The sequence below is a fragment of the Rahnella sp. RFA10(1/100) genome, assembly GCF_004195115.1.
Lineage (GTDB): Bacteria > Pseudomonadota > Gammaproteobacteria > Enterobacterales > Enterobacteriaceae > Rahnella > Rahnella perminowiae.
The window spans coordinates 67,529-94,489 of the sequence record NZ_SEWR01000013.1; the positions used below are offsets into that span (position 1 = coordinate 67,529).

The window sequence follows — 26,961 nt, forward strand, 5'->3', positions numbered from 1 at the left end:
GCGCACATTAAAATGATCAAGGAATCTTTGTACCGGGGTCAGTTTTAGTAACCACTACAGTTTTTTGCTCATAAAGACGGTCGTTCCACCTTTGAACGGTTCACGTCTATCGATTTCATATCCGAGCGTCGCATATAATGCGATGTTCGCCTCGAACGCCTCGTTCGTCTGCAGGCGAATTTCCCCAAGCTCCGCTTGAGTTGCCTTACTTTCAACATGTGCCAGCAATGTACGGCCGATTCCGATTCCTTGCCGGTGGGGATGTACCGCAACATTTTCGATCCAAAGATGATCGGCCTGGAGCCATAGTTCGATCAGGCCGACCACTTCCCCTGCGACAATGGCGAGGTCAATGTCATGCTCACGGATGGCCTTATTAAAATCGGCCGTCATCGGAGTTGGTTCACGACCAATGACCGGAATCCATTTGGAATAGGCCGCGCGCACTATCTCACGCACCAATTCCGCTTCATTTTCTTCCGCTCGGCGGACCGAAAGGGCGACGTCAAGCGATTTGCTCATATAAACTCCTTGAAGCTCGGCTACCACTAACATGTGCAACATAGCAGGCTTTGCAGTTTTTCGACGAATTAACACCAGATTGGCACCACCAGTTTGACGTTGCAACTGCCAGATTACTGACACTGGATAAAATAACCAAAGTGTACAGTTGGGGGAGAAATGAGGTAAGAAGGCGTGCTAGCGGCCTAGCTTTTAGGATTGACTCGATAGTTGGGATCTCCCCGTTATCATCAAATTCAACAGGTAGGTAACGTCCGCTTCTCGCTCTTTGCGGATCTGTGCAAGTTACCTTCTGGGGCATATTTTACGTTTTATTGCGCTCGAACAGAGGCTTCATTAATTGGAAAAATGGAAAATTAAATTTATGGCTAAGATCCAATACAACCTAACCCGTGGAAGCGATGTCATCCGTGATGGGATGTACCTCGAACTTTTTGAGGCTGGAACATCCCCGCTCCGGCAAATTGCTGAAGTCTTCTATTCCGATGTAACTCATGAGTTCTCTTTCTCTTGTTACGAAGGATGCATCCCTCTGGAAGAGATTGAAAAGCTCATTAACGAAGCTAAAAAATTGCTTCCGCCAGCAAAGCAGGAATCTTGATGGGCCTGAACATCTGCTGTGTGCCAGGAGCGGACATTGACGGCCTACTTATGTAGACTAATGAGTTTGAAACCTCTCAACTGATGTGGAATATTGTTTTATAAGGCTGAACTTCTTAGGCATGTACATGCCAGAGCATAGTTAGATAATTTGAGGTGAGTAATGGACGCCGTATCAGTTGACGAAAAAAAGACTGAATTATCTCTAGATAACAATGAGTTGTTAATTCTCTATTCAGCGTTGAATGAAGTTTGCAATGGTATTTCTGTACCTGAATTTGAAACTAGAATCGGGGCGTCAAAAGAAACCGCTTTTACGTTGTTAAATGATTTAGGGCGAATTTTAGATAAAGTCAGACTCTAGACAACTACTTCGTCAGCATGGGAATTAATGCCATCATTCCGTTCCTCGCTCACAGCGGACCTTAAGCTCAGTTATCTTGTCCACTGAGTGCCAAAAGCCGTCGTTGTTAAGATCAGTATGTGCTCATCAACGAGGTGCAGGTCAAAACCACGACATAAAGCGGGCAGGCGTGGCGGGGGTATGAGCGTGCACTCAAGCTAATTCTTCTCATTTTCTCTTCTCCGCAGCCCTCCGCCTTGCTTCAATCATATGGATATAAAACGAGTGGAACTCCTCGTCCTGCTTGGCAACCATTCCTGGGGGAAGTGATTTTCTTTCTTTATCCCATTGCAAGATCACCTCCTGACACTGCTTGTAGGCAGCATCAACTACCTCGGTTGCAGGCCGATCAGTGTCAATAAATGGTATTGTATGATTATTGAGGCAAATTGATACCGGGGTACCATATTGTTCAGCAAACACATTGCTGGAAATTAGCCCTGATGACACTAAAAGCACGCACTTAAGATTGCGAAATTTCCCCATAATACCAACGTTCTCCAATAATACACTACAGTCCTCACTTCCATAATATTCGAATGTGATGCCCAACTCTTGCACATTCTTAGGTAGAATGAGTTCCTACTCAACAGTAAGACTCCGATCTTTGTTCAAAGCAGAAGTATCACTATCAGGACGCCTTTCTGTTATGAAGCTTTGATATTGTAAGTATCCCACCAAAACGGCCCATTCATTTTTAGAGATCTTCCGACATACTGATTATGTCCCCTGAGGAGAGCGCTATGCGTAAGATCCGATTCACTGAGCACCAGATCATCGCCGTCCTGAAATCAGTCGAGGCTGGCAGGACCGTCAAAGATGTGTGCCGCGAGGCTGCTATTTCTGAAGCCAGCTATTACAACTGGAAAGCAAAATATGGCGGGATGGAAGCCGCTGATATCAAAAAAATCAAAGACCTTGAGGACGAGAATCGTCGTCTGAAGCAAATGTTTGCCGATCTGAGTTTGGAATGCCGGGCGCTGAAAGACGTCATCGAAAAAAAGCTTTAAAACCAGCGATAAAGCGTGAGCTCGTCAACTATCTGACCACGCAATTTACGATGAGCATACGCCAGGCATGCAGGACGTTATCGCTAAGCAGGACGGTGTTTCGTTATCAACCGGATACGCGACGTGATGAAGCGGTGATCCAGAGGCTGACCGAGGTCGCTGAGCGCTATCCCCGCTACGGTTTTAAGAAGCTTTTTCAGGTACTTCGCAGGCAGGGGCACGTCTGGAACCACATGCTGTAATCTTAATACGATCCCAGTCTGTGATATCTGAGGTGATTGCCATGAAAACTTTCGTTGGACTTGATGTTTCCCAGAAGAAAACAAGCATCTGCGTTATAGACCATAACGGTAATAAAATTCGGATGGTTAACGTCGATACGCATCCTGGTGTTATAGCTGATTATCTCTTTTCTGAAGGATTTGATAAGTCGAAAGTGGGTCTGGAGACAGGGCCGCTTTGCGTCTGGCTTTACCATTCTCTCAGGAATTTTGGTCTGGACGTTGACTGTATCCACGCACGACATGTTCATGCGGCTTTATCTATGCAGTTAAATAAAACCGATCAAAATGATGCTTTTGGTATAGCAAGACTGGTTCTTTCCGGCTGGTACAAGCCAGTACATGTCAAAAGTCTTCAATGCCATCAACAACGACTCATTCTTACCAGCCGGGAAAAATTGGTCCAGCTTCGTGTTGCCGTAACGAATCAGATCCGCGGACTTTTGAAAACATTCGGGGTTGTTCTTCCACCCGGGAAAAATAGTGTTTTTGAACGTGCCGTACTCGAGTCATCACCTTCGCTGGAAACAGTTAAACCTGCAGTTATTATGTTGCTTGATACTTGGGAACATCTTTCCGGGCAAATAAGAAAATTTAACTACATGCTAGAAAAATTAGCCCGAAAAGATCCGGTTTGCCAGATATTGCAATCTATTCCGGGTGTGGGTGTTCTGACAGCATTAAGTTTTAAAACGTCAATTGACGACCCCTCTCGCTTCAGACGGGTCAGCGATGCAGGAGCTTTCCTCGGATTAACGCCCAAAAAGTATCAATCCGGCGAAGTTGACAGAAATGGGGGAATCTCAAAGCAGGGAAACAGAATGACACGCACGCTTATCTACGAAGCAGCATCCTGCCTGTTAACGCGTTATGGTACTGATACAAGCCTGGCAATATGGGCAAATGGACTCCGACGCAGGATGGGTTACAAGAAGGTTATTGTTGCCCTGGCTCGAAAACTGACGACATTGATGTTAAGTATGTGGAAATCAGAGACATTTTATAATGAACGTCTTAAAGCGGTAAATTAAAGAACGAAAAGTCATAATCAAATCAGATTGAGCTCGTCGTACACTTCAATTCCGGGACACGCTTTGCAGGGCAATACCCCTGCGGGAATCACATAGGAATGAAGACGACGTCTGGCAACATGTTGTAGCATCTAAAAAATGACTACGAAGACGACAAAGACCCCATCTGATCCAGATATTGACTGATTAGACGACAAACGCGTTCACCGGATTTACTGCCTGCTGAAACTGAATTTTCGCCGTAAGGGAAAGCAACGTCTGCCGGTGCGCAATCCGGCTCCGCTGGCGACGCCGGAAGCACTTAACCAGAGCTGGTCGATAGATTTTATGCATGATGCGCTGGTGTGTGGTAGACGCTTCCGGACCTTCAATGTGGTGGATGATTTTAACCGTGAGGCGCTGGCGATAGAAATTGACCTGAATATCCCGGCGCAACGCGTCGTGAGAGTGCTAGACAGGATAGTGGCAAACCGCGGCTATCCGCTGAAGATGCGGATGGATAACGGGCCAGAACTGGTCTCACTGGCACTGGCGCAATGGGCCGAAGAACATGGTGTGATGCTGGAATTTATCAAGCCGGGTAAGCCAACACAGAACGCGTTTATAGAACGGTTTAACCGAACATACCGGACAGAAATACTGGATTTTTACCTGTTCAGAACACTGAATGAAGTACGAGAAATAACGGAGCGCTGGCTGGCTGAATATAACAACGAGCGGCCTCATGAATCCCTGAACAACCTGACGCCGGAAGAGTACCGGCTGATGGCCGAAAACCCGGAAGTCTCAAAAAGTGCGTGGAACTAAAACAGGTGTGCTTACAATATCAGCCTCCTAACCATACAGACAGTGACCAGTTCCCTGTTGATTCGCGCAGAATACTGTTAGCAATGTCCGTTCCTCGCTCATCACTGCCAGTGAGCAGTGCTTCGGTCCGCTCAGTGCCAGGTATAGTCACCCTGAGAGTTACACTTTTAAGTGATTCAGGGTATGCGCTTACTGCTTACGAATATTGTGCCAGAATCATGTGGTTTGATGATTGCCGCTTTGCTTTCGAGCCAGTAAGTGCTCCACGTTCGCTAACGAATACTCAGGGCATGCAGACAAACTGCTGACTATATTTCTTTCGAAGAGCGTGGAATGCATACCAATCCCCGGTGAAAAGGAGTTGGTTATGACTGCGATAGATCAGTTTGCTGCTCATGTTGGTCTGGACCGGGCAGATAAAAAACACGATGTCTGTGTTCAGTTTAAAAACGGCGAACGCACATTCCATGTGATTGAACATACAGCAGAAGCGCTTGATGCCTGGCTCAACGCGTTGCACAAACAGGTGAAAGGCAAAATAGCTATCGCCCTTGAGCTGAAGAAGGGCCCCGTGGTATATGCTCTTCAAAAATATCCCTTTATCACCGTTTTCCCCGTCCACGCTTTGTCACTGGCTCGTTACCGGCAAGCCTTCTCGCCCAGCGGCGCTAAAGATGATCCGCAGGATGCAGAACTGGCATTAGAGTTAATGCTGCGTTATCCCCAAAAAATAAAAGCTATTGAACCCGACAATGCGGATATCCGGTTACTCCAGCAACTGGTTGAGCAGCGTCGTCAGTTGGTTGAAGATAAACGCCGCTTTGTGAACCGGATAATCAACACGCTTAAACAGTATTATCCTCAGCCCCTGGAGTGGTTCTCACATCGGGGTAGCTTACTGTTGTGTGAACTGATTATACGATGGCCCAGTCTGCAACAACTTAAACGCGCCAGGCGCGAGACGATCCGCAACTTTCTGAATGCCAAAGGCGGTCGCGCAATGGCCCTTACCGAGCAGCGTGTTGTAAGTATTGATAACGCGATCCCATTGACGACAGACCCGAGTGTTATAGAGGCTAATGCTTTGATGGCAACCGCACTGGCGACACAAATTAAAGTCGTGAGTGAAATCATCAAAACCTATGACGAACGAATCGAAACGCTGTTTGACACATTGCCAGATGCGGGGCTGTTCAAATCACTTCCGGGCATGGGGCCGTGTATGGGCCCACGTATGCTTGCTGCACTTGGTGATAACCGAGACCGGTTTAACAGCGCTGAAGAAATTCAAAACTACGCAGGTATTGCACCGGTGACAGAAAGAAGTGGCCAGAAATCTTGGGTTCACTGGCGATGGCAATGTGCGAAGTTCGTCAGGCAGACCTTTGTTGAATGGGCTGCCAAGACGGTTAACTCATCATACTGGGCCAAATTGTATTATCAGGGGCAGCGAGAAAAGGGAAAATCTCATCAATCCGCGATCCGGGCTCTGGCATTCAAATGGCTAAGGATCATTTACCACTGCTGGAAGACCAGAACCCGCTATGACGAAGCGAAATATTTGCTGGCACTGGAAGAGCGAAAATCGCCCTTACTGATGCCGTAAAAAACTTGTCGAATGTCTCAGGGCGTGAAGCGGACTAAGGTAGTACCATATTTACATAAAGAGTATTGTTTAAAATCAATCGGTTTGATGAGTTAACTTCTCAAGGATTAAAATAATGCCACTGCCGGAAAGAATGAGACCAAGCAAAGTCAGTAGTAACAAAATTAATGAACTTTCAAAAAGTGCTGAAATGATACTTTCTAAAATTGATGGAGGCTGTGATCAAGAAGATCCCATATTAGTAAGCATGATGGGTGAATGGAACAACCAGGTTGTATGTCCCTATACTTTTCCTGATTTCAGAGATTTTTCCTCCTGGACCAGTGCCAGGGAATTTACCAGGATGGCCTTTAATCTGGAGAGGTTTTACCCAGACTATACCTGGAGCGAATTGATTCAAACAATCAAATTTATATGTGACTCCGAGGGCAAAGAATCCGAACAAAACTTTGCTCTTTCATTACTTGAGAGGAATTTTAACGGTAATCCATCTGATCTTATTTTTTGGCCAGATAGTTGGTTCCAAAATCCTGAGATGTTACATGTTGATCTCAGTGTTGAAGAGATTGCTGGGTACTTGATGGCTCGCTCAGGTAGGCATTTAACTGACGCTCCAGAGATAGAGTTGATATATCCAATCCCTGACAGTAGCTGTTTATAAAATAGCCGCCAGTTAGACACATGCTAAGTCATATTACATCAAAATGACGAGTAAGAGCCGACGTCCGCAGTTCGCTCACAGCGGACCTTCGAATCAACTGGCTAGTCCGCTTGGTGCCAGAAGCGAGCGTTCACATGCAGGTCAGTACAGCAGCATGTTGAAATTTTCGCGCACCTCCCAGCGCAAGCTGCAAATTAAAAGACCCGCCATAAGCAGGTCTTCCACATTAATACTTTTCATCTGAAGCCATCGGCAAAGGATACTGATTTTCTGCTAGGTTATTTCTGCTGGCAAATCAGTTGCAGCTTTGCAAGGTAACAGGCAGGAAACAAAAAGCCCTGCAATTTGTCCCGCTGCAGCCAGATAAAATGCGATTTGTAAGGCATTTTGGAGACTGTTTGTAGAGTTCACCTGATGCAGACTTACGGTCCCGCTTCCGGATAAAGCAACTAACAGAGCAATACCAATAGCGTTACCAACATTCAGCGTTGTAGAAGCCATACCTGAAGCAACCCCTTGCTCGTAATGCTTTACGCCTGAACCAGTAGCTACCCACATTGCCGTCCAGACAATACCCTGGCCTATTCCTGAAATGACCAGTCCCGGTAATACGCTTAAATAAGATGCACCTGAATAGGCTGATGGAACCAGTGCCAGCGTACCCGCAATTCCAGTTAAAAAACCGGCCAGTAAAACTTTGCGTAACGACAGACTATTTGCAAGTCGGGCTCCGAATTGCGTTCCGACAAAAATTGCCAGCGAAGGCGCTATAAACGCCAGGCCGGTCTGCAAGGCGCTGTATTCCATAATGTTCTGAAACATAACTGTCAGAAAATAAGGCAGAGCACCGAAGGTTCCCATATAAATAAACGTGATCACCATGCCTGTTGTCAGACTTCGATTCCTGAATAATCGTACCGGCATTAATGGGTCAGGGCTGCGAAATTCTATGGCGGCAAACGCCAGCAGAAATACCACTGACAGACTCAGTGATAAGAGAATATGCTCTGACAACCAACCCTCTTCAGGCCCCTGAACCAGAGCATAAACCAGCAGAATTGCTCCTGTGGTGACTGTCACAGCGCCCGGCAAATCGAAGCTGCGGCGCACTTCCTGGAAACTGTCCTTCGGTAACACAAAAAAAGCGGCGCATATTGCAATCGCTGCCAATAAAACATTGACGAAAAATACTGACGGCCAGCCATAGACACCTGTAAGTATCCCGCCCGCGAGTGATCCCAGTGTAAGACCACTTGCGCCTGCGCCGCCCCAGACTGCCAGTGCCCGGTTGCGCAACGGCCCTTCCTCGAACAGTCTGTTTATAAGCGAAAGCGTGGCAGGAAAAAGTAATGCCGCGCCTATACCCTGTATGGCTCGTGCAATGACAATGACGACAGGACTCCACGCTAATCCACCGGCCAGTGAGGAGAGCGCGTAGAGCCATAACGCACCGATAAAAACCCGACGTTGCCCCAGAAGATCTGCTGCTCTTCCACCGAACAATAAAAATCCCCCACAGCATACCGTATAAGCACTGACCACCCACTGGAGTGTGTGCTCCGAAAACCCCAGTCCCGATCCAATTTCCGGGAGTGCTACAAACACAATATTGATATCAAGGGAGTACATGAGTTGGGCGAAGGCAAGCAGCGCAAGGCTGAGGTGTTGAAAGCGAGGGGCACCTGATTCCCGTAAGGCAGTAACCATAAATAATCTCCAAATAAACTAATGTTCGAGTACATGCGTACATTTAATGTATGTATGTACTCGTACATTAGTCAATCGATAAAATTTAAAGTATAGTGTTGGCATGTTTACAATCTGCTGAGAAACCCCATGCTTTCTAAACACCCTGATGCGGAACAAATACGTCTTGAAAATGTGCTGACAGCTTTGGGGAATCCATTACGTCTGACGGTGGTTCAGGTGCTGGCGGGCGGCGGTGAGCATGCTTGTAGCGCCGTGCTGAGTGGGATTCCTAAATCGACGCTGACACCACTGGCGTGTCTTACGTGATAGTGGCGTTATCTGGCAGCGCCCTTGCGGGCGCGAAAATTTACTATCGCTGCGCCGGGAAGATCTTAATGCTCGCTTTCCCGGGCTGCTGGATGCTTTGTTGGGTGCTGTGGAAAACGACGCACTGACACAGGAATCAACAACCAGGAATCTGCCGATGCCATCCACAGAACAGAAAGCACGCGCAGAGGAGAAGTAAAAGGAATTGAGCGCGTAAGTCCTCTATTCGCTCGCAGCAGACCCTCAGCGTCACGTGTTTTCCCCTGAGTGCCAGGAGCGAAAATCAGCCTTTTTAGCCGTCCTGCGGACGGCTCTTAGTTCATCAAAAGCTCCAGCCCGCCGCGGTCGAAAGCGACACGAACGGTCCGGCAAGCGTAACATTGTGATGTTCAATGATTTCATTTGCTGATAAATGATCGTTATCCATTGTTGTATGCGCATCTGAAATCAGCACGGTCCTGAATTCCAGTTCCGACGCGGCTCTACAGGTAGTGTCCACACAAAATTCTGTTTTCATCCCGGCGATAACCAGCTGCTTCACTCCTCGCTGGCAGAGTTGAAGCTGCAGGTCGGTATCGCGGAAACAGTTGGGGTACTTTTTAATAAAGACGATATCCCGCTCAGCGTTAACGTTCATTTCGGGTATCAGCTGTGTTAACAGACTCTGCTCTGAGAAGGGGGAGTCATCAGGTCCTGTGTGGCGGGCAAAAAAGACGGGCACCTGAACCTGCCTCGCTTTTGCAATCAGCAAACAAATATTCGACAGAACAGCTTCTGCGCAATGCGGAGAGGCCGGGCCACGGAAAAGCCCCTGTTGCATATCAATGACTAAAAGTGCATTATCAGATGAAATCACGATGTGTCTCCATTCAGAATGTTATGAACGGAGAAATTTTCTTCCCCGTCCGGTTTGGCGGGGAGTGAGGATCTGTTTTGTCAGGAGCCAGTCACAGATACGCCCACACCGCCGCAAGATGCGGTGGTGGTGACTGTCATTGTTGGCTGAACTGACTTAATCATTTTCTAACCTTCATTTATGACTTATTCATTGAATATCAGGAACAGGAAACAGAAGGGATCATAAAACTGCTTTTTTCTTATAACATCAAATAAATATCGATTTCAATATATAATCTGAACGAAGCGCTGCCTTTACTGCCCAATATTTACCGTGCAAAGGCGTGGGAAACCAGCTTCCGCCCCTCGTTTATAGCGGACAGATTCATCATTCTGACGACCTGAATATACTCAGGCAGGTTAAAAGAATTTAAAAATGTTCAACCAGATGATTCAGAAATGCCCGAGCAGCAGGATTCGAACTTTGATTCTCACTTTTATCCCGGAACCTCAGACCCTGAAAATGGGGGACGCAGTCCCCTTTAACATTAGCGTTTTTTAATCACCGCAAAATAACTTAGCCACTGCTTGCCGGGGATGTTTTCCGCTGCGTCAATGACGGTTTCGGCCTCAAACTCATGCAATGACTCAACGATAAAGCGTTCACGGAAGGTCTCAAAAATCTCATCAGCGTTAACACCTGCATCGATCCCGGTTTCTTTTTTGCAGGCCAGAACATAAAGTCGGCCATTATCGCTGAGTAATTTACTCACGATATTCAGGTAAGCAGCCTTTCTCACCTCATCGCCTGAAAAAATATGAAACAGCCCACTGTCAATAATGCTCCGAAACTTCCGATCCCAACTGCCAATAGTGAAAAAGTCTTTAACCATAAAGTCGATGTTAAGACCCGCTGCTTTCGCCTTCGCGGCAGCACGCCCGACCGCCTCTTCGACAAAATCAATCCCGGTAACCTGCTCACCACGCTTAGCGAAATAAGTGGCAAGCGTACCCGTGCCACAGCCAATATCTAAGATTGGCCCACGTATATCAGAGGCGCTTTCGATGAAAGGTTTTTGCGGGCGACCGATATCCCACACTGGCTTAGCGTTATCGACATAATGCTCTCTGAACCCTGCGTGATGTGCTTTACTGTCGATGATGGTCATGATTATTTCCCTTCCTTGTAGTCACTGATATAGGCGTTAGCACCTTGTGTTCGGGCAGTACGTTCGTCCGGATTTACTTCCGCCTGGACTTCATGCTCCATACGCTGGTTATACATCTGAATAGCGCCATCTAATGCCCTGCGGATAACAGCCCCCAAAGGCACATCGATCCCTAATTCATCCTCTAATTTTTCCTTCCAGTCTGTGAAAACCTTCAGTTGTTCATCAGTTAATCTTACGGTTACTACATTATTTTTTCTGCTCATGTTTTCCTCAGCGTCAATCCGCAATTGATGTATACAATGTATACATTGTTTGCAAAAGAGGCAACCTGTGATTTTCTTGAGGATGACCTATTGCCAAAGTTCGCGGTATTAAACATGATTAACGGAGGTGAGATCAGGCAGATATGACATAAAAAGCCGGTATTTGCAGGTCACTAAATGAGAGGATATTGCGAGGTCTGCCCCTCGCGCGTAGCAGGTATGACAACTCTTTTTTCTGGTGCCAGGCGCGGGCATCAGGATCCATTAATGCAATTAGCACAATGTTTTTGCGAAACAGACGGCCTCTTCTCTGCCTGTGTATGGACCATAATTCTCAATACGGACATACCCATTTTTCTTGTAAAAATTTACGGCCCGATGGTTGATATGTCGGGTTTCCAGTCTCAGTTCGAGATATCCCATTTCTTTTGCGGAGATTTCCAGGAAAGTGAGTAAAGCGTTACCCACGCCTGGCACACTTCGGTCTGAAAACATTCTTTTAAGCTCGGCTATATTTTGCGTTAATGGCCGGATAGCACCGCATCCTATCGCATCGCCATGAGCATTCTTTGCCAATACCCATAACGCTTTATCACCATTCATTGCATCAACAGTGAAATTGCTTTTGCCGTTATCACCCGTAATAGCGGCAAGTTCAGCTGACAGCATCTCGATTAATCGATGGGATTCTGAAGAAAATGGATCTGATTTCTCTACTGTTATCATGTTCATATCCTACAAAGTAATTCTCACCAGCATAGAGTATCCTGCCTGGAAAAGCAGCATCCCGAAACCGGTGACGGGACAACTCTGATTTCTGGCTATCCCGGTGATGCTATGTCCGCTTCACGCCCTGAGACATTCGACAAGCTTTTTATGGCTTCTGTAAGGACGACTTTCGCACTTCCAGTGCCAGCAGATATTTCGCTCAAAGTTGCCTGTCATGCCTGCTTAAAAAACAGGCTTAACGCAGGGTATTGTTCGGTTTCCAGGCAAGCCCTACAAAAGCAGAGTGAGATCATTTGCGTTGAATCTCATCACTGCTGGTTTTAAATTCACACGTAATCATTTCCCTTTATGTTTATTAAGTTTTTTTGACAAAGCAATCATTCTTCATATTGAATTTAGCTTTTACAATAACTGGAAGAGTGGATTGAAAACGGATTATTTAACTACCCACGTAAACAATACATAAACAAAAAATAAAAATTGAAAATAAATCACCCGCTCAACAACAATAAAAAACTCGCAAGGAAATATAATATTACATTATTAAATAAAGACCTCACAAATCGGTTGCTATGTTTATTCTGCAAGGTTATTAGGCATTCTTTTGCCAGAAATAGAACCCCAACTTTTGACAATGAGGTTTTAATTATGAAAGTAAGCAGAATTGCAGCGTTGTTATTTATCTCCTTTACGGGTTATCCAGAGCAGCGGAACCACTCCATCACTTCAATACATCTTCTGTTGACCATCTGATTATTCTTGCAGGCGATGGCGGAGCAGGGGGCGCGGGGGGAACCGGAGGAAGCGGTAGCGATAATGGTGGCGATGGCGGTCATATAAATCCCATGCTGCCAGATCACACGATCTGGCAGTTTTTATAACACGCAGTTGAGGAGACTTCTTTGTGAATATGAATCTTAAATTAGTAGCATTTTTGTTTTGTACTGAGTTTTGCTTGTCGGGTGCAGTACATGCTGAAGATGCTATAACGCAGAACAGTACAGCCACAATCCCTGTGTCAGCAGACCAGGCCAGTTCCCTTAAGGCAGTGACGGTAAAATGCGGGCATTCCGGTAAAGATGGGCAGCCAGGTAAGGACGGTAACAACGGGCAGGGCGGTAAAGGAGGTAAAGGCGGTGCGGCTGGTAAAGGCGGCACCGCCATCCCATGTAGCAATTAAGGTAAGCGCTTTCAGGCAAATAGTGTTTTTCCAAAAAGGTGCTGCTTATGCGTCTGAAACTAATCTATATATTTACAGTTCTCGTTTATTTGGCGTCAACATCGTTCGCCCATGCGGACGCATCGTCCAGATGGCCATCAACGCAACACAACGTTAATGGATTCGTTCTGGTTGATGGTTCTCCCGGGGCAAATGGAGGGCCAGGTGAGTCCTGTCTCAATTACACCGAGTACGCACCATGCTATTGAGGAAGAAGTTGCTCAAATAATATTGTTTCAATGCGAGCGTCAAAAAGATGCAATTGGTTGGCCTGTAAGTTGTGGGGCCACGGTAAACGTCCATCGTGAAAGCAACCGGAAACAAACAGTTAGCCACAATCAGTTCCGTTAAAAAATGATATAGCCTGATTGGCAGCCACCTGGAAAGCTGAAAGTATCCTACTATAAGGGCTTCCCCGAACAGTCAACGCCGGTTTTTAATTTCTGTCTGTTCATCAATGAAGGGCAAGGGATAAGACTGCGCTACTATAAACGGTCACGTTGAATCTCTATTGATTCGGACCCTGATGAAAGACGCTCGTGAGATCCTCCTTCGTTAATCGGATAGTAATATCCAGTAGGATATGCAGATACTTCTCACGGGGGTCTAACCCTTTACCATCAACGAGTTGCAGTTCAGTTACTACACAGTTAAATTTTTCATGTTGCCGAATACAGTTTGAAGTCATCGCCGTAATGTAATGATGCCCAGCACAACCTCGCATTCTTGGCAGCGATTGCAACGACAGCACGCCAGTATCCCCGCCTGCCAATCAACGAGCAGACCCAACGGCTAAACGAGTCCGTTCTATTCTCTGCCCCTATCATCACAGAACGAGCTCCCTGTACCAGCAGCGTTCTCAGATATGAATCACCGGCTTTCGTTATTCTGCCAAGTTTTGATTTTCCACCACTGCTGTATTGCGATGGCGTTAACCCCAGCCAGGCTGCCAGTTGGCGCCCGTTTTTAAAATCATGTGCGTTGCCAATACTGGCGACCAGTGCACTCGCTGTTGTGGGGCCAATACCTTTCAGTTCCATTAACTGCTGGCTGCGATGGTCTGTTTTGGCCACACGAGATAATACCCTGTCATATTCGGCGATTTTTTCTTCAATATTAGTTATATGAGCCAATAGATCATCAATGCAAAGCCTGACCTGTACTGGCAGAGTTTCCCTCTGGTCAGAAACAATATGACGTAGAGCATCAGTGCTTTGTGGGGCGATAATCCCAAATTCGGATACCAGACCCCGAAGACGGTTATACGTTGCCGTTCTTTCCTGGATAAATCCCTGCCTTGTCCGATGCAAGCACTGCATTGCCTGCTGACTTTCGTCTTTGACGGGTACAAAGCGCATATACGGCCGCTGCACAGCCTCACAAATAGCTATTGCATCAGCTGCATCATTTTTCCCGGTCCTGCCCGCCATGCGATAGGGTGAGACAAATTTTGGGGCCATCAACCGGACATCATGGCCATACCGCCTGAATAATCTTGCCCAATAGTGGGCACCCGAGCAGGCTTCCATTCCAATTACACAGGGAGGTAAACCTGCGATGAGTTCAGGAAGGGCTGCACGTGACACCTTGGGTTTAACCAGAACTGCTTTACCATTTTGGTCAACGCAGTGAACTGCAAACACATTTTTAGCAAGATCGATACCGACAGTAGTGATGGTCATAACGAATCCCTCTGGGTCAATATTTATTCCATGATTGCACGAAAGTTAATCAGGTGCATATCCAGGAGAAGTCCCTTCCATTCGTTAAGCCAGTTTTTAAAGCAGGCATGACAGGCAGTTGAGTGCCAAAAGCGGACGTTAAGTTGTTCAAGAAAAGCTCTCATATCTTGGCCAATGTATGTCGACCACTTCAAAGTTACCTCTCGGGAGCATTAAAGATTAGCCTTGGCTATTATGATAAATTCATTCAACTGTCAGGGTTCAATTAGGGGGAGCAAAATGCTCTTGGAAAAGCTGAAAGCACTCGAATGCAGTCTTCACGGTGCCCGGAGGAATGATCGGAAATTGCTTGAACAGATTTTGCATCCGGAATTTCGGGAAATTACACGGTCAGGCGTAATAGTTGACCGCGCGGAGACGATAGCATCTCTGACTGGCGAATTAAGTCCAACGATCATTCTTAGCAGTGATTTCCGGCTGCTCAGCATAGGAGAGTACTGCGCCATTTTGCACTACAAGACGTTTAATTCGGACGGCAGCCGAGCATCCCTACGTTCTTCTTGCTGGGTGTATTCTGACAAGGGGCAATGGGAGTTGGCTTTCCATCAGGGAACACCAGAGGCAGGTGCGGTATAAGTTTGGCAATGACACGCTAAAAAACCATCAGCCCGGTGGGTATCTCTTACAGGCATGAAAAGCCAATGTCAGCTCCCCGCTCAAAGCTGAAACTCACCAAAGCCAACGTCGCTTGGGTTCTTGCCAGGCCCCCTGCCAAAGGTCAAAACGCTTGAGTTGTTCAAGTTTCTGTAGAACAACATCTTCACCCACGGATGAGAGAATTCGCTCTGGAATTGAAATGCCGAAAAGGTCTTCAGCGACCGGGAATATTTCACATTCTGATGTAAATGACCCCAACGATTTTTCTATCTTCTTACGCTCTGCTTTTACAATTAACTGAAGTCCCATCAGCATTTAAACTCCACAATGGCTACCTGCTCAAACGCTTGTCTGACCTGGGCCAGGACCTGGTCAGGGATTGATTGTCCTCTAATATCATAGACGACCCGGCAAGTTCGAATGTGCGATGGAAGCTGTGATAGTCCGTAAGATATTCTGGCAATATTGTACGCAATACTGAGTTTTATAGATTCCGGGGATGCCAGGCTGTGGCTGGCTACAAGTAGAAACTCTCCATGTTCATCATTAATAAACTCTGGGGTAAACATCACACCTCCCTTTTATTACCTTCGCCGATTTCTATCAATTGAATGCCTTTTCATCAATAATTTATCATAGCTGGTATCCTGACCGAAAAACGATGTCCGCTTCTCACTGTGTCGGAGGCGGACATGACAAGCAGCACAGCGTATTAGTTGTCAATGGTGAGGAGGCGATGTCCGGATGGCGTGACAAAATATCTCTATTAGTGAATGCTCCGGTTAAGCGGGATACTTACGTATGCAAGCCAGATTTCTTATTCGACACGCTTCACCTCCGGATGACGCTCTGTTGCCGCCTCATGTAAAATGTCATCAAGCCAACCTGGAATTTCTGCCTCTGTCAGATCGTTCGGAATTGCGATGTCGTAAAGCCGGGAAAATTTTCGCTCTGTCAGGTCTGCGCGGAATACCAGCCAGCGCTCCCCCTCACGTTTGATCCCAAGATGCCGTCCAAAAACGTTGTAGATCAGCATTATTAATCTCCCGGCATTTTCATCAAAGTAAAGGTGACAAATTCACAGAGTTTTTTTATTTTAAGCTGATACTATTATTTTTCGCCCATTTCCTTAATCTGCCATTAGCATTGGCATAGGGAGATGATGTGTTAAATGAGATCATTCGCCCCATAGTCCATTTTGTGTACCATGGTTTAGCATACAAAGCGTCATCAGTGAGCCCATCAATAAGTTTCACTATTTCATCTTTTACTTCCTCGAGCTCAGTAATTAACACGTTATAATCCAATTCGCTATAATCAGAGTAAAATTTTTGCGCCAGAAGCCCAAGTTGATTCCACTTAAAACCGGTTTCTGGGAAATTAACAGGCAATCCTTTCCCGTCGGAAGTGATCCACTTTACAACCAGAGTGTTCCACCCGAGCAGATAGGAAACCAGATCTCGAACACTGATTTCCGTGCCCTTGCAGTGTCCATCCATTGAGTTATCTAAGGTGAGTTCAGGGGGGATGGCATTAAGATAACTAATTAATTTATTGAAATTTTTATCGATTGCTAAAAGCAATTCAGATTTTGTTTGCGGCACATTCATACAGAGTTACCCCGCACTTCAGAAGAAATCCATAAAGACGCCATGTGGTGTTTAAATATCAATCAATTATGTACTTCTTGGCAAGAAAGTGGAAGTCCCTGTAAACAGCTCTCTCTTTGTTCAAGGCACATGAATCACTCGAGGTTTGAGGCTATCAGGGGCTGCGACAGCAGCCCTGTGCCAGAGGCGGAAATCAAGGTATTTTCGATACATTAAATACTAGGGAGTCGGTTAACTTGCTTTCAAGTATGTTAAGGATCAAATCGAGTGGGAAGATTATTTCATCGGTATGTCTGAGCTCTTCTATTGTCCACCAGTAATGATCGCGAATAAATTTTTTTCGTTGCTACTCCACCTTGAGCGATCAATATCTGATTTATTTGTATTAATAATAAAGAAACGCTCTTCAGCAAGAACAGTCTCCCCACTTGGTAGCATCATTGTGAAGGTTCTGGATGCTATCTGCGGTCCTGCAGCTGTTCTTATCAGCCCCGTTTCTTCAAGTAATTCGCGTAAAGCAGCCTGCTCGAAAGATTCATTGTGTTCAAGTCCTCCACCTGGAGTTGCCCAGCATTTCTTGACGCTCAAGGCATCACCTTTATGGCAGAAGTTAAAGAGCAAGACGTGATTTTCAGGCGAAAGAACTATTAACCGAGATGATGGACGAGTTCGCACAAATCCCCCTTAAATAAAGTATTAACCCTGACTTTTGATTTATATATAACCATAATTTTCAGCCTTCATGGCCTAATAGAGCGGTATTTTCTTGCTGCTATAACCGCATTCAAAGTCTGCTCTTCACCCATAGCTGCCGGTGATCTTTCTAGGGCTGCAGAGCAATTTTACTAAAGCTGAGAATATATCAAAGGGTTGGAAAAGGTGTTCTCGACTCTTTTTCAGAAGCGGACAGAGTAAATCAAAAGTTATCAGCCATAGGATTAAGTCTATGATGAAAAATAGTTTAGGATTTATGTTAAAAGGTAGTGAATGACTGACCATAAAATATACAGAGTGAATGCAATCTGTAGCACCTTAAATGGATATCTTATATAGCGCCATTCGTAGCGTTCTCTGGCGTTGGCTTTTGAGATTGAAGCTTCTAAATTTGGTTTTTTTTCCCTTCTTTTCCGCAGCTCAGCACAACCCCAAACTAAAAGAAGTACTACCACCACAATTTTAAGAAGTACTGAGCTGTCTATATTGAAATGTGTTTCCCAAGTCCAATTAGTATTGTTCATCCTTTCTGACCTTTTACATTTTAGCCTGATCTCAAAGAGTCATAACAAGTAATGACTTGCATACCCACTCAAACAAAATGGTTAATCAAAATTCTTATCAATGATCATGTCCTTAACAAGTTGCATCGTGAAGTCAGATTCGTGTTGGGTAAATGACTTTCCTACCTTTTTGGGCACGATCAGACCTTCAGCATCACGTGTTTGTCTGCTCTGTGCCAATAGCGGTCATCCTGCCTTTCCTTAAAGCTGTGTGATCCATTCATGTTCAGGATACATCGCCTCCAGCCAACATTGTAGGTCGGCTTTTTCCTGAACGTGAAGCTTCGGCAGCGCAGCATGGAAGTCTGCAGCATCTTTGGGCCGAATGTGTTTTGCCTTAAACAAAAGGACGAGAGCAGGAGCGAGATAAGGAATTCCGGATGGTGTTTCTCGAACGACAGTCGACCTAGGCAAACGGAACGATGGGTCGCGCTTATAAGTCCAGATTTCCGGGGTGCCATGTTCGATCATCATGTCTATTCGCCAACAAGCGTTGGTCGTGTCGGCTCCCCACAATTGGTAGGTCTCTGGTCGAGGCCTCATTTCAGGAGCAAGATAAGCAAACATGCCGTTATGGACCTCGAAAAAATCTAGCTCGGGTAACTGGGAGCGAAAAAGATCGATATCCTCGGAAAGTATGCAAAACTCCAGGTCCTCATGATCGCGGGTCTGGTAGCCCTGCCACAGGTCCAGTGCCCAACCACCGACAACGTACCAAGGCGAACTCTGATAGCGGAAGCGTTGAAAAAGCAGTTCCGGTGTCCAGGCATCCCACGCATCATCGGGAATATGCTGCATCCTCATCCTCATCCTCTGCCTTTCTATCTACTCGACCGCCGCATTACTCAGTTAGGTATAACGGCCCTTCGCATCGCGGACGACGATAACATTGATGCGTCTGGCTTTACGATATCACATACCGCGTATGTCCGCTTTGTGCCAAAAGCGGAAGTCTGGTAGTTCTAGACCGCCCCCTGATATTCAGTGTCCGGACGCGCGTTTCAGCGGTAAAGGTAGTAATATAGTATTTCGTTATTTAACCTTATCTGTATTAAGTTTATGCGAACACGAAACCAGGGAGGTGTACCGTGGTAGCAGTCGATAAGATAACAAGTGATATAGAAGACATTGCGAACAGAATTGCAGACATCATCATGTTGCCCGCCACAATTACCGGATTAATAAACGGTGCGCTTACCGTTCCGCTCGATATGGGTTATCTCGCCTGGGGATATATGGATACCGATTCCCGTTATGCGCATCAGACACAACGTTTTCGCATGGCGGAAGCAATTCATAATGACATCCTGAATTATAAACATATAACCAATGCCGTAGAGATCATATTTAAAGAATTCGATAAATACGCCTCCGTATCTCAGCAAAAAAATGCCTATCGCGGTGCCGTTTCCTCAATGGCCGGGCGATTCCTTACCGCGAAACTTATTGCGATAATTGGGTCGGCGGTGCTGACGAGAGTGTCATTTATTGGTGCGCAAAGTGCCAAAAACTGGATCGGCAGGATGACGATGATTCTGCTTATCGGGGGAATGAGCGAACGCTCGATAAGAATGTCTGAAAGCCTCGCCATCGAGGCACCGGAAATTTACGCGCTGCTCCGGCCACACGATTATGACCTCACCTATTTTTTGTTTGAACCCGCCGTTAAACCGTTTATTGACGCTGTCCATGCTGGTGTCACACGCGGCCAGCCTGTGTTTGACAGGATAATCGATGCTGTAGGGCGAAAGCTGCATGTCACACAATAAGCGGCTACGCAGGGTACTGAAAAGCGGGGTGAAAATGGTGTTATTTACCGCCGCTAGGATATGGAATTTTTTTGAATCCGTGTTATTCGTTGGCGGGTTAATCGGATGTCTGATGCTGCCCGTGGCGTGGCCGCTGAAATTCGTTTATGCCGCCGTATGGCTGATAATTTTCTTCTCAGTGTCAAGAGGCGTCGCCAAATTAGAAGACTATCGGGAAAGAAGTCGAAACTCAACATTAAGGAAATAAAATGTCTAATCCGGCTTATTTATGGTTAACAGATGAAAATGGTTCTCCTATTACCGGCAACTGTGAAGTTGTCGGGCGCATCGGCTCAATTGAGATAAAATCCCTTTCACATAATCTGACCGTTCCGGCAGACAGAAACACAGGGAAATTGACTGGTACGCGTATTCACTCTCCGATATTGTTCCAAAAGGAATTCGACCGTTCAACGCCGATACTTTACCGTGCGATCAGTCGTGGACTCATGCTTAAATCTGCAGAAATAAAAATGTATCGCATATTAGATGCGGGCGTTGAAACCGAATATTTCAATATTCTGATGGAAAATGTGAAGATTACCGGCATTACCCCGAGCCTTCATCCTGGTTCGGGGACGGGGACACATCTGGAAAATATTGAGATCCGCTATGAGTCGATTCAGTGGAAATATGTAGACGGGAACATAATATTTAAAGACAGCTGGAATGAGCGTGTGGTTGCATAAGCCGAAAACAGAAAAGACCGCTCATTGCGGTGTTTCGATATAGATATTTAGGCTTTGTTAAATAAATCAGATTTGGGGTAAGCATCCCTGGAGCCGGTTGCTGCTGGCTGGTAATACGCACACTTTTCGCTCAGAGCAGACCTTACGGTCCTTCAACCTGACCGCTTCGTGCCAGAAGCGGATCCAGCAAAAGCTCTGTTGTTTGGATTTTTATCGCGAGCCCCTCCGAATTACCGGTTGGACATATAGCTTTTTAGAATCAGCCCGGCAGAAAGAATATGTTCAACAGTATAGTCGCGAGCAGTAGCGGGGTCGCCCCGCAGACAGGCGCTTAAAATAAGCTCATGTTCATCCTGAAACTTGAGCGTTTCAGACAGTAACTGATGCTGCAAGAGCTCATATCTTTCTATCTGCGCTCGTAGTTCATTTATCATTTTCAGCAGGCGCTGATTTTTACACTTGCGGTATAACAGCTCATGAAATTCCCGGTTGTATTGCCCCTGTTGTGTTGATTCGCTGGCGCTACCAAGAAGTTTGTGAACAAACTCTGCCCGCGCAAGCGTTTCAGAATCCATGTATTGATAACTCTGAAAAATAGCATCACCTTCCAGTAACGCCCGGAGTTGATAAATTTCGTCAACATCGTGAGCGCTAAGCGTCCTGACGACAGCTCCGCGGTTTCTGTAAACGTCAACTAAGCCTTCCCTCTCCAGTTTCTGGATTGCTTCTCTCAGCGGGATGCGGCTGACAGAAAACTGGTTGGCGAGGTCTCTTTCCACAAGACGATCTCCGTCCCGCAGCGAGCCGTTGTTGATTAAATTTTTTAGCTCAAAGGCAAGCATGTCCGCGGTCGAAAGAATAACCGAACTCATAAAACCTACTACTTGGTGATTTAATGGTATACCATTATGCCATCTGAATTAGCACTTTGACAACGATTTGCGGTAAATCGCGCTTCATCCAGGAGTGACTGAAAGTAGAGAGGAGAGAGTGGTGAGAATTTCAAAAGCAGATAAATGTTAATTTCATTGGCCGACTGAGAGTGTATTGCTAACTAGCAGACATAAAGAACTGGAGCGGGAAATTTATGGAACACAGTTATTCGTCACATATATCTTGGACAGGAAACCTGGGGAAAGGGACATCAGGGTATCGTTCATATGACCGGACATGGGATATTGCTGTCGCTGGAAAGGAAATAATACATTGTTCTAATGATCCGATACTGGGTGGTGACCCTGGTAAAATGAATCCGGAAGACCTGCTTATATCATCTCTTTCTGCATGTCACATGCTGTGGTATTTACATCTGGCATCAGATGCGGGCATCACTGTAATGGATTATGAAGATTCACCGGTAGCAACAGGTGAGGTGTTAAAAAATGGTGCCGGCCGCTTCCTGTCCGCCGTACTCAGGCCAAAAATTACTGTCGTAGCCGGTACTGATATTGATGCTGCAATGGCTATTCACCATGAGATCCATAAAGTATGCTTTATTGCCAGATCAGTAAACTTCCCCGTGAGCTATGACCCTGAGTTTATTATCTCTGACGAAGCGTATTCTGCAACGGTGTAAAGTTCAATGCCGAATAACGCCGGTCAGCGGGACGATAGCTAACAGTGACTGTATCAGCCAAACCCTCGCTCCTCGCTCATAGCAGCCCTTGATATTTGCCTTGGGCTGCTTTGTGCCAGAAGCGGACATTATGCGCTTCATAATGTGGTAACTATAGAGAGGCGAACTTGCTGTATGACTTGCAGATTGCGCTAAACTCAAACCCCTCTGAATTAACCAACCGGCCAACGATAAAGGCAAGATGTATGTCTGATGATAATTTATCACGCATGGGGACTGCCAAAGTGACGCTTTTGGTGGATGAAGCAGGTCATCAGGTAATCGAAAAATTTCCTGTCAGTGATGTCGAGTTTAATTTTTATCAACACGCAGCCAGGCATCTCGTTCAGGTCGACATTTCCACCCCAAAGCTGTTGATCGCTGATCCGGCCACACGCAAGTTAAGACTGGAATATATCCCACACCAAGTTGATCAGGACGAAGTTGGACGAGATGAAGTGTTGGCAATTCTGTCTCGCTTACATTGCTATCGACCTGACCCTTCATGGGTTTATCACAATCTAACCTGGTCAGAAGCAGCCCTTGAAAAATCTCTCATATTGTTGGCATTACCGGACAGAGCAGCAAAACAGTTACGGTATTTTCACCAGGCAAGTGATGCTCTTTTCAGTGGTCAGTGCTTAATTTCAGGCGACAGTAATGCGGGTAATTGGGGAAAAAGGGATAACGGTGATTTAGTTCTGTTCGACTGGGAGAGATTCAGCACTGGTAGCCCAGCCATTGACCTTGCCCCACTAATAAAGGGAATGGGTTTTAAACAAAAATTTATTGAGTTTGCTGAACGCTATAACTGTATATCGCGGAATTATAATCCTAATGATTTAGCCAAAGAAATTGCGATTGCTAAAGCATGGATTGTTACCGAGGTAGTCGTACTGCTTAATGAACGGCAGAAAAGTGATTTTCAATTCTATCTCAAGTGGTACAGAGAAAATCTTCCCGCCTGGTTAGATAACACTGTAAAAATGCTTTGATATTTTCAACCCCCTTGTCTACGAATGATGCGGATTCTACTATGAGTAGCAATGTCCGCTCTTCGCTGCTGTACGAGTCCCTCTAGTGGACATCACAGTGCCAAAAGCAGACGTTAAGTTGTTCAAGAAAAGCTCTCATATCTTGGCCAATGTATGTCGACCACTTCAACGTCAAAATATTGTCATTTTCATAAGGTTTTTTGTAAGATGCAGGGTTTAGAGCTAATAGAATGACTTCTCCGCAATCTTAAGTCGGAGAAAGTATCCAAATTCATATAAGCTAATTTAGTGAAAAAATAGAGGCATGCCACTTTAGGGATATCTTTAATTATGAAAAAAAAGCACTATTCATCTTAATTGCATTTAGCTGTTTTAACTCAAATGCTGAAAGTTTGGAGGACTGCCGGAATGTTTTTAATACCGAAGTCATACCAATGAATTCTTTCGAACACTGCCTTAAATTTGCAAATAACGGTAATTCCCGTGCTCAGTATTATATTGGTCTTATGTTCGACGTAGGTAAGGGTGTTAATAAAAACTTTAGCAAAATGTTTGAATGGTACACTTTGGCTGCAAAGAATGGCGATGCATATGCGCAAGGTACTCTCGGTTTGATGTACGAGGAAGGGCGTGGCGTAGAAAAAGACGATAGCAAAGCTTTTGAATGGTACACATTAGCTGCCAAGCAAGGTCTGGTGTCTACACAGTACAATCTTGGAGTAATGTACGCTCTTGGGCATGGAGTGAAACAGGATAATGCCAAAGCAGTGGAATGGTTCACTTTAGCTGCCCGACAAGGTGATAAAGATGCTCAGGAGCATCTTGGCTATAGGTATGCGAAGGGGCAAGGTGTAAAACACGATGATAGCAAAGCCATTGAATGGTATACCTTGGCTGCCCGACAAGGTGATGAACATGCTCAGCAGAATCTAGGTTATATGTACGCGACGGGGCAAGGTGTAAAACACGATGATAGCAAAGCTATTGAATGGTATACCTTGGCTGCAAAGCATGGTTATGCTCCTGCTCAATTCAACCTCGGAGTAGCCTACAATAATGGCGTAGGTGTGAAAAAGGATGATGACAAAGCAGCTGAATGGTTAATACTGGCCGCTAATCAGGGACTCGCAAAGGCACAATATAATCTTGGAATGGCGTACAAACATGGCAAAGGTGTGAAGCAGGATAATAGCAAAGCAGTGGAATGGTTAACGCTAGCCGCTAACCAGGGGCTTGCTTTTGCACAGTTTAACCTCGGGCAGATGTACGCGAATGGCGATGGGGTGAAACAGGACGATAGTAAGGCGTTTCAGTTGGTTATGCTGGCGGCAAAGCAGGGGGACGCATTGTCACAAGCCCGTCTAGGCCAGATGTATGGGATTGGCCTCGGCGCTAAGATGGATTTAACTCAAGCCTATAATTGGACCGCGTTGGCTGCACATCAAGATTATGCGTTCTCCCAGGCAGTCCTCGGTGTTATGTATGCAGAGGGGCGTGGCGTCAAACAAAACCAGTTATTAGCTAAAGAATGGATTAATGAATCTTGTAAAAATGGAAATAAATTTGGGTGTGATGAAAAAAACATATTAAGATTCTGATATTTGTGAAGATAGGCTTCAGTAGCTTGGATCACCGGGCAGTTATGCTGCAGAACCAAATTGACACATTCCAGCTTGAACTCATGGGTAAACGTTTTTCTTCGCATTCTTTCCTCGTTAGCGTTGCCCATTATATCTCTAACAAAGTATACGGCTTGATTAGACCATTACATCTGACAGGCAGTTCGGTGCCAAAAGCGGACTTTATTAAGTCCGCCTTACATTGGCTAAAGGGGAGCAGGCCAATATCCAGTTGGCATGAGTTATTTCAGTAAATAATCGAACTTCTCTTCCCAATTTGAATTTAGATCTTGCAGTTTTACCCTCTCAAAAACCGCGATAATTTTGTCAAAATAACTTCCAAGCCCCACCCTGGATAGCTCGGAATTTAACCATATTATTTTTACTGGCCTTTCAATATCAGTGCTAAGGCGATCCCACAATGCATCAAGATTTCTGCCATAGTAAGGTCCAAAGTCTAATGACGCAGAAATAATGGAATGAAATTCTTTTTCAGTTAGGACACGCGTTCCATCCAAATACAATTGACCAACATTCATTTTCTGTTCACTCACTTTGACTTTCTACCTATTAATTAACACGTTGAAATGCAATTGATTTCCACCTTATGGGTATTAACAATTGCCAACTTCCGCTCATCGCTCTCAGCAGACCTTCAGCGTCACGTGTTTGTCTGCTTCGTGCCAGAAGCGGACATTACAATCGAAGCCCGACCGCTTGAAAATATAATTACTCAGTCAGCTAATAATGAATGATCGCTTCAAAGGATGAAAAAAGGCTGGATATAAAATCAACAAAAAGAAAGGTTGCAATTTTATCTTACCTGCTTATGATTGACTAATCACTCACCTAAGGATGTTGTATGGCACGCCCGTTATCACAGGAAAAACGCTTTGCTATCCTTGATGCTGCCCTTCACATTATTGCGATCCAGGGTCTGGGAGCGACAACATCTCTTATGGCTAAAGAGGCCGGTGTTTCGACAGGCTCTCTTTTTACATATTTTCCGGACAAGCTGACGCTACTTAATGAGCTATATCTTCACATTAAAAGTGAGGTGGCTGGAGCACTTATCGAAGGATTTCCTGTCCAGTTGAGCATCAGGGAAAAGACTTTTCACGTCTGGCAATCTTATATCCGCTGGGCATGCGCCAGTCCCGAGAAGCATCATACTCTTCAGCAACTTAATGCTTCCCGCATTATTACTGAAAACACGCGTCAGCAGTCATCAGCCTTGTTTGATGCTGTTAATCATATGCTGATTGAAATTGAAAAATCAGACATCAGTCAGAACGTGGCGTTCGTGACGGCTGTGATGGCCTCACTAGCTGAGGCAGCAGTTGAGTTTTCCATGAAAGAGCCTGAAAAGTCAGAAACATATATTTCTGATGGTTTCACTATGTTCTGGCGGGGTCTGGGCTTGTAATCGCTATCTCAAAAACCAATTAAATGACTGACTAGTCAGTTTTAAATCAGTACCAATAAACCCTGTGACATGTCACAGGCCCAATTTATTAAGCGAGAGAAAGTCATGAGACATATTACGCAACACTATATCGGCGGTAGATTCACAGACTCTGTCGGACAGGAGAAGTTTAACCTTGTAAATCCTGCGGCAAATATGCTTACAGGAACCGTGCTGATGGGCAATGAAGAAGACACCCGACATGCGATTTCTGCTGCAAAAGAAGCTTTTAAAACTTACTCCCTTACCCCCCCCTTCAGTGAACTGAACCCCTGAAGTTGGACATCAGAACTACGTCAGGGGAACATATGAGTCCGGTAGGCTACCGGGCTCATACCATCCAGTTTCATTTTGATCCGGTCGCGATTGTAGTACCCGATGTATTCC

30 protein-coding genes and 4 pseudogenes are annotated in these 26,961 nt (G+C 45.5%); 17 read left to right on the forward strand and 17 right to left on the reverse strand.

Annotation, left to right across the window (positions count from 1 at the left end; genetic code table 11):
* Positions 1-54: 54 nt before the first annotated feature.
* On the reverse strand, positions 55-522 hold the full coding sequence (locus ETV65_RS23685) for a GNAT family N-acetyltransferase (protein ID WP_129955535.1): 468 nt from the start codon (positions 520-522) through the stop codon (positions 55-57).
* Positions 523-886: 364 nt separating this feature from the next.
* Between ETV65_RS23685 and ETV65_RS23690 the strand changes: the two genes are divergently transcribed.
* Together ETV65_RS23690 and ETV65_RS23695 are read left to right on the forward strand one after the other, a co-directional pair.
* Complete coding sequence (locus ETV65_RS23690; protein ID WP_034789686.1) at positions 887-1,123, forward strand: hypothetical protein; 237 nt, start codon at positions 887-889, stop codon at positions 1,121-1,123.
* 162 nt (positions 1,124-1,285) lie between these two features.
* Positions 1,286-1,486, forward strand: coding sequence for a hypothetical protein (locus ETV65_RS23695; RefSeq protein ID WP_129955536.1), 201 nt, complete (start codon positions 1,286-1,288; stop codon positions 1,484-1,486).
* Between the two features lie 207 nt (positions 1,487-1,693).
* Here ETV65_RS23695 and ETV65_RS23700 read toward each other — a convergent pair whose 3' ends face one another.
* Positions 1,694-2,011, reverse strand: a complete 318-nt coding sequence (locus tag ETV65_RS23700; RefSeq protein ID WP_129955537.1) for a hypothetical protein — start codon at positions 2,009-2,011, stop codon at positions 1,694-1,696.
* Positions 2,012-2,268: 257 nt separating this feature from the next.
* Between ETV65_RS23700 and ETV65_RS23705 the strand changes: the two are divergent.
* The 5 genes and pseudogenes from ETV65_RS23705 to ETV65_RS23730 form a co-directional block, all read left to right on the forward strand.
* Positions 2,269-2,768 (forward strand): annotated as a pseudogene (locus tag ETV65_RS23705) (transposase); the annotation flags it as partial.
* 50 nt (positions 2,769-2,818) lie between these two features.
* Positions 2,819-3,847 (forward strand): IS110 family transposase, encoded by a 1,029-nt coding sequence (locus tag ETV65_RS23710; RefSeq protein ID WP_129955538.1) that lies wholly within the window; start codon positions 2,819-2,821, stop codon positions 3,845-3,847.
* A gap of 189 nt (positions 3,848-4,036) precedes the next feature.
* Positions 4,037-4,654 (forward strand): annotated as a pseudogene (locus ETV65_RS23715) (IS3 family transposase); the annotation flags it as partial.
* 367 nt (positions 4,655-5,021) lie between these two features.
* Positions 5,022-6,260, forward strand: a complete 1,239-nt coding sequence (locus ETV65_RS23725) for an IS110 family transposase (RefSeq protein WP_129955540.1) — start codon at positions 5,022-5,024, stop codon at positions 6,258-6,260.
* A gap of 115 nt (positions 6,261-6,375) precedes the next feature.
* The gene (locus ETV65_RS23730) at positions 6,376-6,921 is read left to right on the forward strand and encodes a hypothetical protein (protein ID WP_129955541.1); all 546 of its coding nucleotides are present in this window, start codon (positions 6,376-6,378) and stop codon (positions 6,919-6,921) included.
* A 273-nt stretch (positions 6,922-7,194) separates the two neighbouring features.
* Here the strand turns inward: ETV65_RS23730 and ETV65_RS23735 are convergent, their stop codons facing one another.
* Positions 7,195-8,628, reverse strand: coding sequence for an MFS transporter (locus ETV65_RS23735; protein ID WP_129955542.1), 1,434 nt, complete (start codon positions 8,626-8,628; stop codon positions 7,195-7,197).
* Between the two features lie 129 nt (positions 8,629-8,757).
* Between ETV65_RS23735 and ETV65_RS23740 the strand changes: the two are divergent.
* Positions 8,758-9,136, forward strand: a pseudogene (locus ETV65_RS23740) (helix-turn-helix domain-containing protein).
* A gap of 123 nt (positions 9,137-9,259) precedes the next feature.
* On the opposite strand, the gene ETV65_RS23745 reads toward ETV65_RS23740, so the two are convergent.
* The 4 genes from ETV65_RS23745 to ETV65_RS23760 all read right to left on the reverse strand — a co-directional run bounded on the left by ETV65_RS23745 (position 9,260) and on the right by ETV65_RS23760 (position 11,935).
* Positions 9,260-9,793 carry a cysteine hydrolase family protein gene (locus tag ETV65_RS23745; RefSeq protein ID WP_129955543.1) on the reverse strand — a complete coding sequence of 178 codons (534 nt, stop codon included), beginning with the start codon at positions 9,791-9,793 and terminating at the stop codon, positions 9,260-9,262.
* A 529-nt stretch (positions 9,794-10,322) separates the two neighbouring features.
* Entirely contained in the window at positions 10,323-10,943 is a 621-nt protein-coding gene (locus ETV65_RS23750; RefSeq protein ID WP_129955544.1) for a class I SAM-dependent methyltransferase, read from the reverse strand.
* A gap of 2 nt (positions 10,944-10,945) precedes the next feature.
* On the reverse strand, positions 10,946-11,209 hold the full coding sequence (locus ETV65_RS23755; protein WP_112152617.1) for a hypothetical protein: 264 nt from the start codon (positions 11,207-11,209) through the stop codon (positions 10,946-10,948).
* A 273-nt stretch (positions 11,210-11,482) separates the two neighbouring features.
* Positions 11,483-11,935, reverse strand: a complete 453-nt coding sequence (locus tag ETV65_RS23760; protein ID WP_112152623.1) for a GNAT family N-acetyltransferase — start codon at positions 11,933-11,935, stop codon at positions 11,483-11,485.
* Between the two features lie 907 nt (positions 11,936-12,842).
* Between ETV65_RS23760 and ETV65_RS23765 the strand changes: the two genes are divergently transcribed.
* Positions 12,843-13,118, forward strand: coding sequence for a hypothetical protein (locus tag ETV65_RS23765; RefSeq protein WP_129955545.1), 276 nt, complete (start codon positions 12,843-12,845; stop codon positions 13,116-13,118).
* A gap of 698 nt (positions 13,119-13,816) precedes the next feature.
* Here ETV65_RS23765 and ETV65_RS23770 read toward each other — a convergent pair.
* Entirely contained in the window at positions 13,817-14,839 is a 1,023-nt protein-coding gene (locus tag ETV65_RS23770; protein WP_129955546.1) for an IS110 family transposase, read from the reverse strand.
* Positions 14,840-15,118: 279 nt separating this feature from the next.
* Between ETV65_RS23770 and ETV65_RS23775 the strand changes: the two genes are divergently transcribed.
* On the forward strand, positions 15,119-15,475 hold the full coding sequence (locus ETV65_RS23775) for a DUF4440 domain-containing protein (protein ID WP_129955547.1): 357 nt from the start codon (positions 15,119-15,121) through the stop codon (positions 15,473-15,475).
* A gap of 93 nt (positions 15,476-15,568) precedes the next feature.
* Here ETV65_RS23775 and ETV65_RS23780 read toward each other — a convergent pair whose 3' ends face one another.
* The 6 genes and pseudogenes from ETV65_RS23780 to ETV65_RS23810 all read right to left on the reverse strand — a co-directional run bounded on the left by ETV65_RS23780 (position 15,569) and on the right by ETV65_RS23810 (position 19,181).
* Positions 15,569-15,811, reverse strand: a complete 243-nt coding sequence (locus ETV65_RS23780) for a hypothetical protein (protein WP_240782874.1) — start codon at positions 15,809-15,811, stop codon at positions 15,569-15,571.
* 502 nt (positions 15,812-16,313) lie between these two features.
* Positions 16,314-16,532 carry a hypothetical protein gene (locus tag ETV65_RS23790; RefSeq protein WP_013575645.1) on the reverse strand — a complete coding sequence of 73 codons (219 nt, stop codon included), beginning with the start codon at positions 16,530-16,532 and terminating at the stop codon, positions 16,314-16,316.
* A gap of 55 nt (positions 16,533-16,587) precedes the next feature.
* Complete coding sequence (locus tag ETV65_RS23795) at positions 16,588-17,106, reverse strand: ClbS/DfsB family four-helix bundle protein (RefSeq protein WP_129955549.1); 519 nt, start codon at positions 17,104-17,106, stop codon at positions 16,588-16,590.
* A gap of 193 nt (positions 17,107-17,299) precedes the next feature.
* Positions 17,300-17,781, reverse strand: a pseudogene (locus ETV65_RS23800) (NUDIX domain-containing protein).
* Positions 17,782-18,074: 293 nt separating this feature from the next.
* Positions 18,075-18,344 (reverse strand): hypothetical protein, encoded by a 270-nt coding sequence (locus ETV65_RS23805; RefSeq protein ID WP_129955550.1) that lies wholly within the window; start codon positions 18,342-18,344, stop codon positions 18,075-18,077.
* Between the two features lie 240 nt (positions 18,345-18,584).
* Positions 18,585-19,181 (reverse strand): amino acid transporter, encoded by a 597-nt coding sequence (locus tag ETV65_RS23810; protein ID WP_129955551.1) that lies wholly within the window; start codon positions 19,179-19,181, stop codon positions 18,585-18,587.
* Between the two features lie 356 nt (positions 19,182-19,537).
* On the opposite strand from ETV65_RS23810, the gene ETV65_RS23815 reads away from it, so the two are divergent.
* A complete protein-coding gene (locus ETV65_RS23815; protein ID WP_240782876.1) occupies positions 19,538-20,152 on the forward strand; it encodes a hypothetical protein in 615 nt (204 codons plus the stop codon).
* Positions 20,153-20,400: 248 nt separating this feature from the next.
* Positions 20,401-20,880, forward strand: coding sequence for a type VI secretion system tube protein TssD (gene tssD / locus ETV65_RS23825; RefSeq protein WP_129955554.1), 480 nt, complete (start codon positions 20,401-20,403; stop codon positions 20,878-20,880).
* 230 nt (positions 20,881-21,110) lie between these two features.
* On the opposite strand, the gene ETV65_RS23830 is transcribed toward tssD, so the two are convergent.
* On the reverse strand, positions 21,111-21,752 hold the full coding sequence (locus ETV65_RS23830) for a GntR family transcriptional regulator (protein ID WP_129955555.1): 642 nt from the start codon (positions 21,750-21,752) through the stop codon (positions 21,111-21,113).
* 215 nt (positions 21,753-21,967) lie between these two features.
* Here ETV65_RS23830 and ETV65_RS23835 point away from each other — a divergent pair, with 215 nt between their 5' ends.
* The 3 genes from ETV65_RS23835 (at position 21,968) to ETV65_RS23845 (ending at position 25,088) form a co-directional block, all read left to right on the forward strand.
* On the forward strand, positions 21,968-22,456 hold the full coding sequence (locus ETV65_RS23835; RefSeq protein ID WP_129955556.1) for an OsmC family protein: 489 nt from the start codon (positions 21,968-21,970) through the stop codon (positions 22,454-22,456).
* Between the two features lie 245 nt (positions 22,457-22,701).
* Positions 22,702-23,490 (forward strand): aminoglycoside phosphotransferase, encoded by a 789-nt coding sequence (locus tag ETV65_RS23840; RefSeq protein WP_129955557.1) that lies wholly within the window; start codon positions 22,702-22,704, stop codon positions 23,488-23,490.
* A gap of 434 nt (positions 23,491-23,924) precedes the next feature.
* Positions 23,925-25,088 carry a tetratricopeptide repeat protein gene (locus tag ETV65_RS23845; protein WP_129955558.1) on the forward strand — a complete coding sequence of 388 codons (1,164 nt, stop codon included), beginning with the start codon at positions 23,925-23,927 and terminating at the stop codon, positions 25,086-25,088.
* Between the two features lie 263 nt (positions 25,089-25,351).
* On the opposite strand, the gene ETV65_RS23850 is transcribed toward ETV65_RS23845, so the two are convergent.
* Positions 25,352-25,663 (reverse strand): barstar family protein, encoded by a 312-nt coding sequence (locus ETV65_RS23850; protein ID WP_240782875.1) that lies wholly within the window; start codon positions 25,661-25,663, stop codon positions 25,352-25,354.
* Positions 25,664-25,971: 308 nt separating this feature from the next.
* On the opposite strand from ETV65_RS23850, the gene ETV65_RS23855 reads away from it, so the two are divergent.
* A complete protein-coding gene (locus ETV65_RS23855; protein WP_129955559.1) occupies positions 25,972-26,535 on the forward strand; it encodes a TetR/AcrR family transcriptional regulator in 564 nt (187 codons plus the stop codon).
* A 105-nt stretch (positions 26,536-26,640) separates the two neighbouring features.
* A complete protein-coding gene (locus tag ETV65_RS23860) occupies positions 26,641-26,850 on the forward strand; it encodes an aldehyde dehydrogenase family protein (protein WP_205951633.1) in 210 nt (69 codons plus the stop codon).
* Positions 26,851-26,870: 20 nt separating this feature from the next.
* On the opposite strand, the gene ETV65_RS23865 is transcribed toward ETV65_RS23860, so the two are convergent.
* On the reverse strand, positions 26,871-26,961 hold a 91-nt coding region (locus ETV65_RS23865; protein WP_129952153.1), incomplete at its 5' end, for an IS3 family transposase.

Bases quoted from the DNA above. Each gene is read 5' to 3' on its own strand.
- ETV65_RS23700 (WP_129955537.1), bottom strand. From the start codon at position 2,011: ATGGGGAAATTTCGCAATCTTAAGTGCGTGCTTTTAGTGTCATCAGGG.
- ETV65_RS23855 (WP_129955559.1), top strand. From the start codon at position 25,972: ATGGCACGCCCGTTATCACAGGAAAAACGCTTTGCTATCCTTGATGCT.
- ETV65_RS23695 (WP_129955536.1), top strand. From the start codon at position 1,286: ATGGACGCCGTATCAGTTGACGAAAAAAAGACTGAATTATCTCTAGAT.
- ETV65_RS23860 (WP_205951633.1), top strand. From the start codon at position 26,641: ATGAGACATATTACGCAACACTATATCGGCGGTAGATTCACAGACTCT.
- ETV65_RS23810 (WP_129955551.1), bottom strand. From the start codon at position 19,181: ATGCAGCATATTCCCGATGATGCGTGGGATGCCTGGACACCGGAACTG.
- ETV65_RS23690 (WP_034789686.1), top strand. From the start codon at position 887: ATGGCTAAGATCCAATACAACCTAACCCGTGGAAGCGATGTCATCCGT.
- ETV65_RS23770 (WP_129955546.1), bottom strand. From the start codon at position 14,839: ATGACCATCACTACTGTCGGTATCGATCTTGCTAAAAATGTGTTTGCA.
- ETV65_RS23755 (WP_112152617.1), bottom strand. From the start codon at position 11,209: ATGAGCAGAAAAAATAATGTAGTAACCGTAAGATTAACTGATGAACAA.
- ETV65_RS23805 (WP_129955550.1), bottom strand. From the start codon at position 18,344: ATGAACAATACTAATTGGACTTGGGAAACACATTTCAATATAGACAGC.
- tssD (WP_129955554.1), top strand. From the start codon at position 20,401: ATGTCTAATCCGGCTTATTTATGGTTAACAGATGAAAATGGTTCTCCT.
- ETV65_RS23780 (WP_240782874.1), bottom strand. From the start codon at position 15,811: ATGCTGATGGGACTTCAGTTAATTGTAAAAGCAGAGCGTAAGAAGATA.
- ETV65_RS23835 (WP_129955556.1), top strand. From the start codon at position 21,968: ATGGAACACAGTTATTCGTCACATATATCTTGGACAGGAAACCTGGGG.
- ETV65_RS23685 (WP_129955535.1), bottom strand. From the start codon at position 522: ATGAGCAAATCGCTTGACGTCGCCCTTTCGGTCCGCCGAGCGGAAGAA.
- ETV65_RS23845 (WP_129955558.1), top strand. From the start codon at position 23,925: ATGAATTCTTTCGAACACTGCCTTAAATTTGCAAATAACGGTAATTCC.
- ETV65_RS23775 (WP_129955547.1), top strand. From the start codon at position 15,119: ATGCTCTTGGAAAAGCTGAAAGCACTCGAATGCAGTCTTCACGGTGCC.
- ETV65_RS23725 (WP_129955540.1), top strand. From the start codon at position 5,022: ATGACTGCGATAGATCAGTTTGCTGCTCATGTTGGTCTGGACCGGGCA.
- ETV65_RS23750 (WP_129955544.1), bottom strand. From the start codon at position 10,943: ATGACCATCATCGACAGTAAAGCACATCACGCAGGGTTCAGAGAGCAT.
- ETV65_RS23710 (WP_129955538.1), top strand. From the start codon at position 2,819: ATGAAAACTTTCGTTGGACTTGATGTTTCCCAGAAGAAAACAAGCATC.
- ETV65_RS23830 (WP_129955555.1), bottom strand. From the start codon at position 21,752: ATGAGTTCGGTTATTCTTTCGACCGCGGACATGCTTGCCTTTGAGCTA.
- ETV65_RS23735 (WP_129955542.1), bottom strand. From the start codon at position 8,628: ATGGTTACTGCCTTACGGGAATCAGGTGCCCCTCGCTTTCAACACCTC.
- ETV65_RS23840 (WP_129955557.1), top strand. From the start codon at position 22,702: ATGTCTGATGATAATTTATCACGCATGGGGACTGCCAAAGTGACGCTT.
- ETV65_RS23795 (WP_129955549.1), bottom strand. From the start codon at position 17,106: ATGAATGTGCCGCAAACAAAATCTGAATTGCTTTTAGCAATCGATAAA.
- ETV65_RS23815 (WP_240782876.1), top strand. From the start codon at position 19,538: ATGTTGCCCGCCACAATTACCGGATTAATAAACGGTGCGCTTACCGTT.
- ETV65_RS23760 (WP_112152623.1), bottom strand. From the start codon at position 11,935: ATGATAACAGTAGAGAAATCAGATCCATTTTCTTCAGAATCCCATCGA.
- ETV65_RS23730 (WP_129955541.1), top strand. From the start codon at position 6,376: ATGCCACTGCCGGAAAGAATGAGACCAAGCAAAGTCAGTAGTAACAAA.
- ETV65_RS23790 (WP_013575645.1), bottom strand. From the start codon at position 16,532: ATGCTGATCTACAACGTTTTTGGACGGCATCTTGGGATCAAACGTGAG.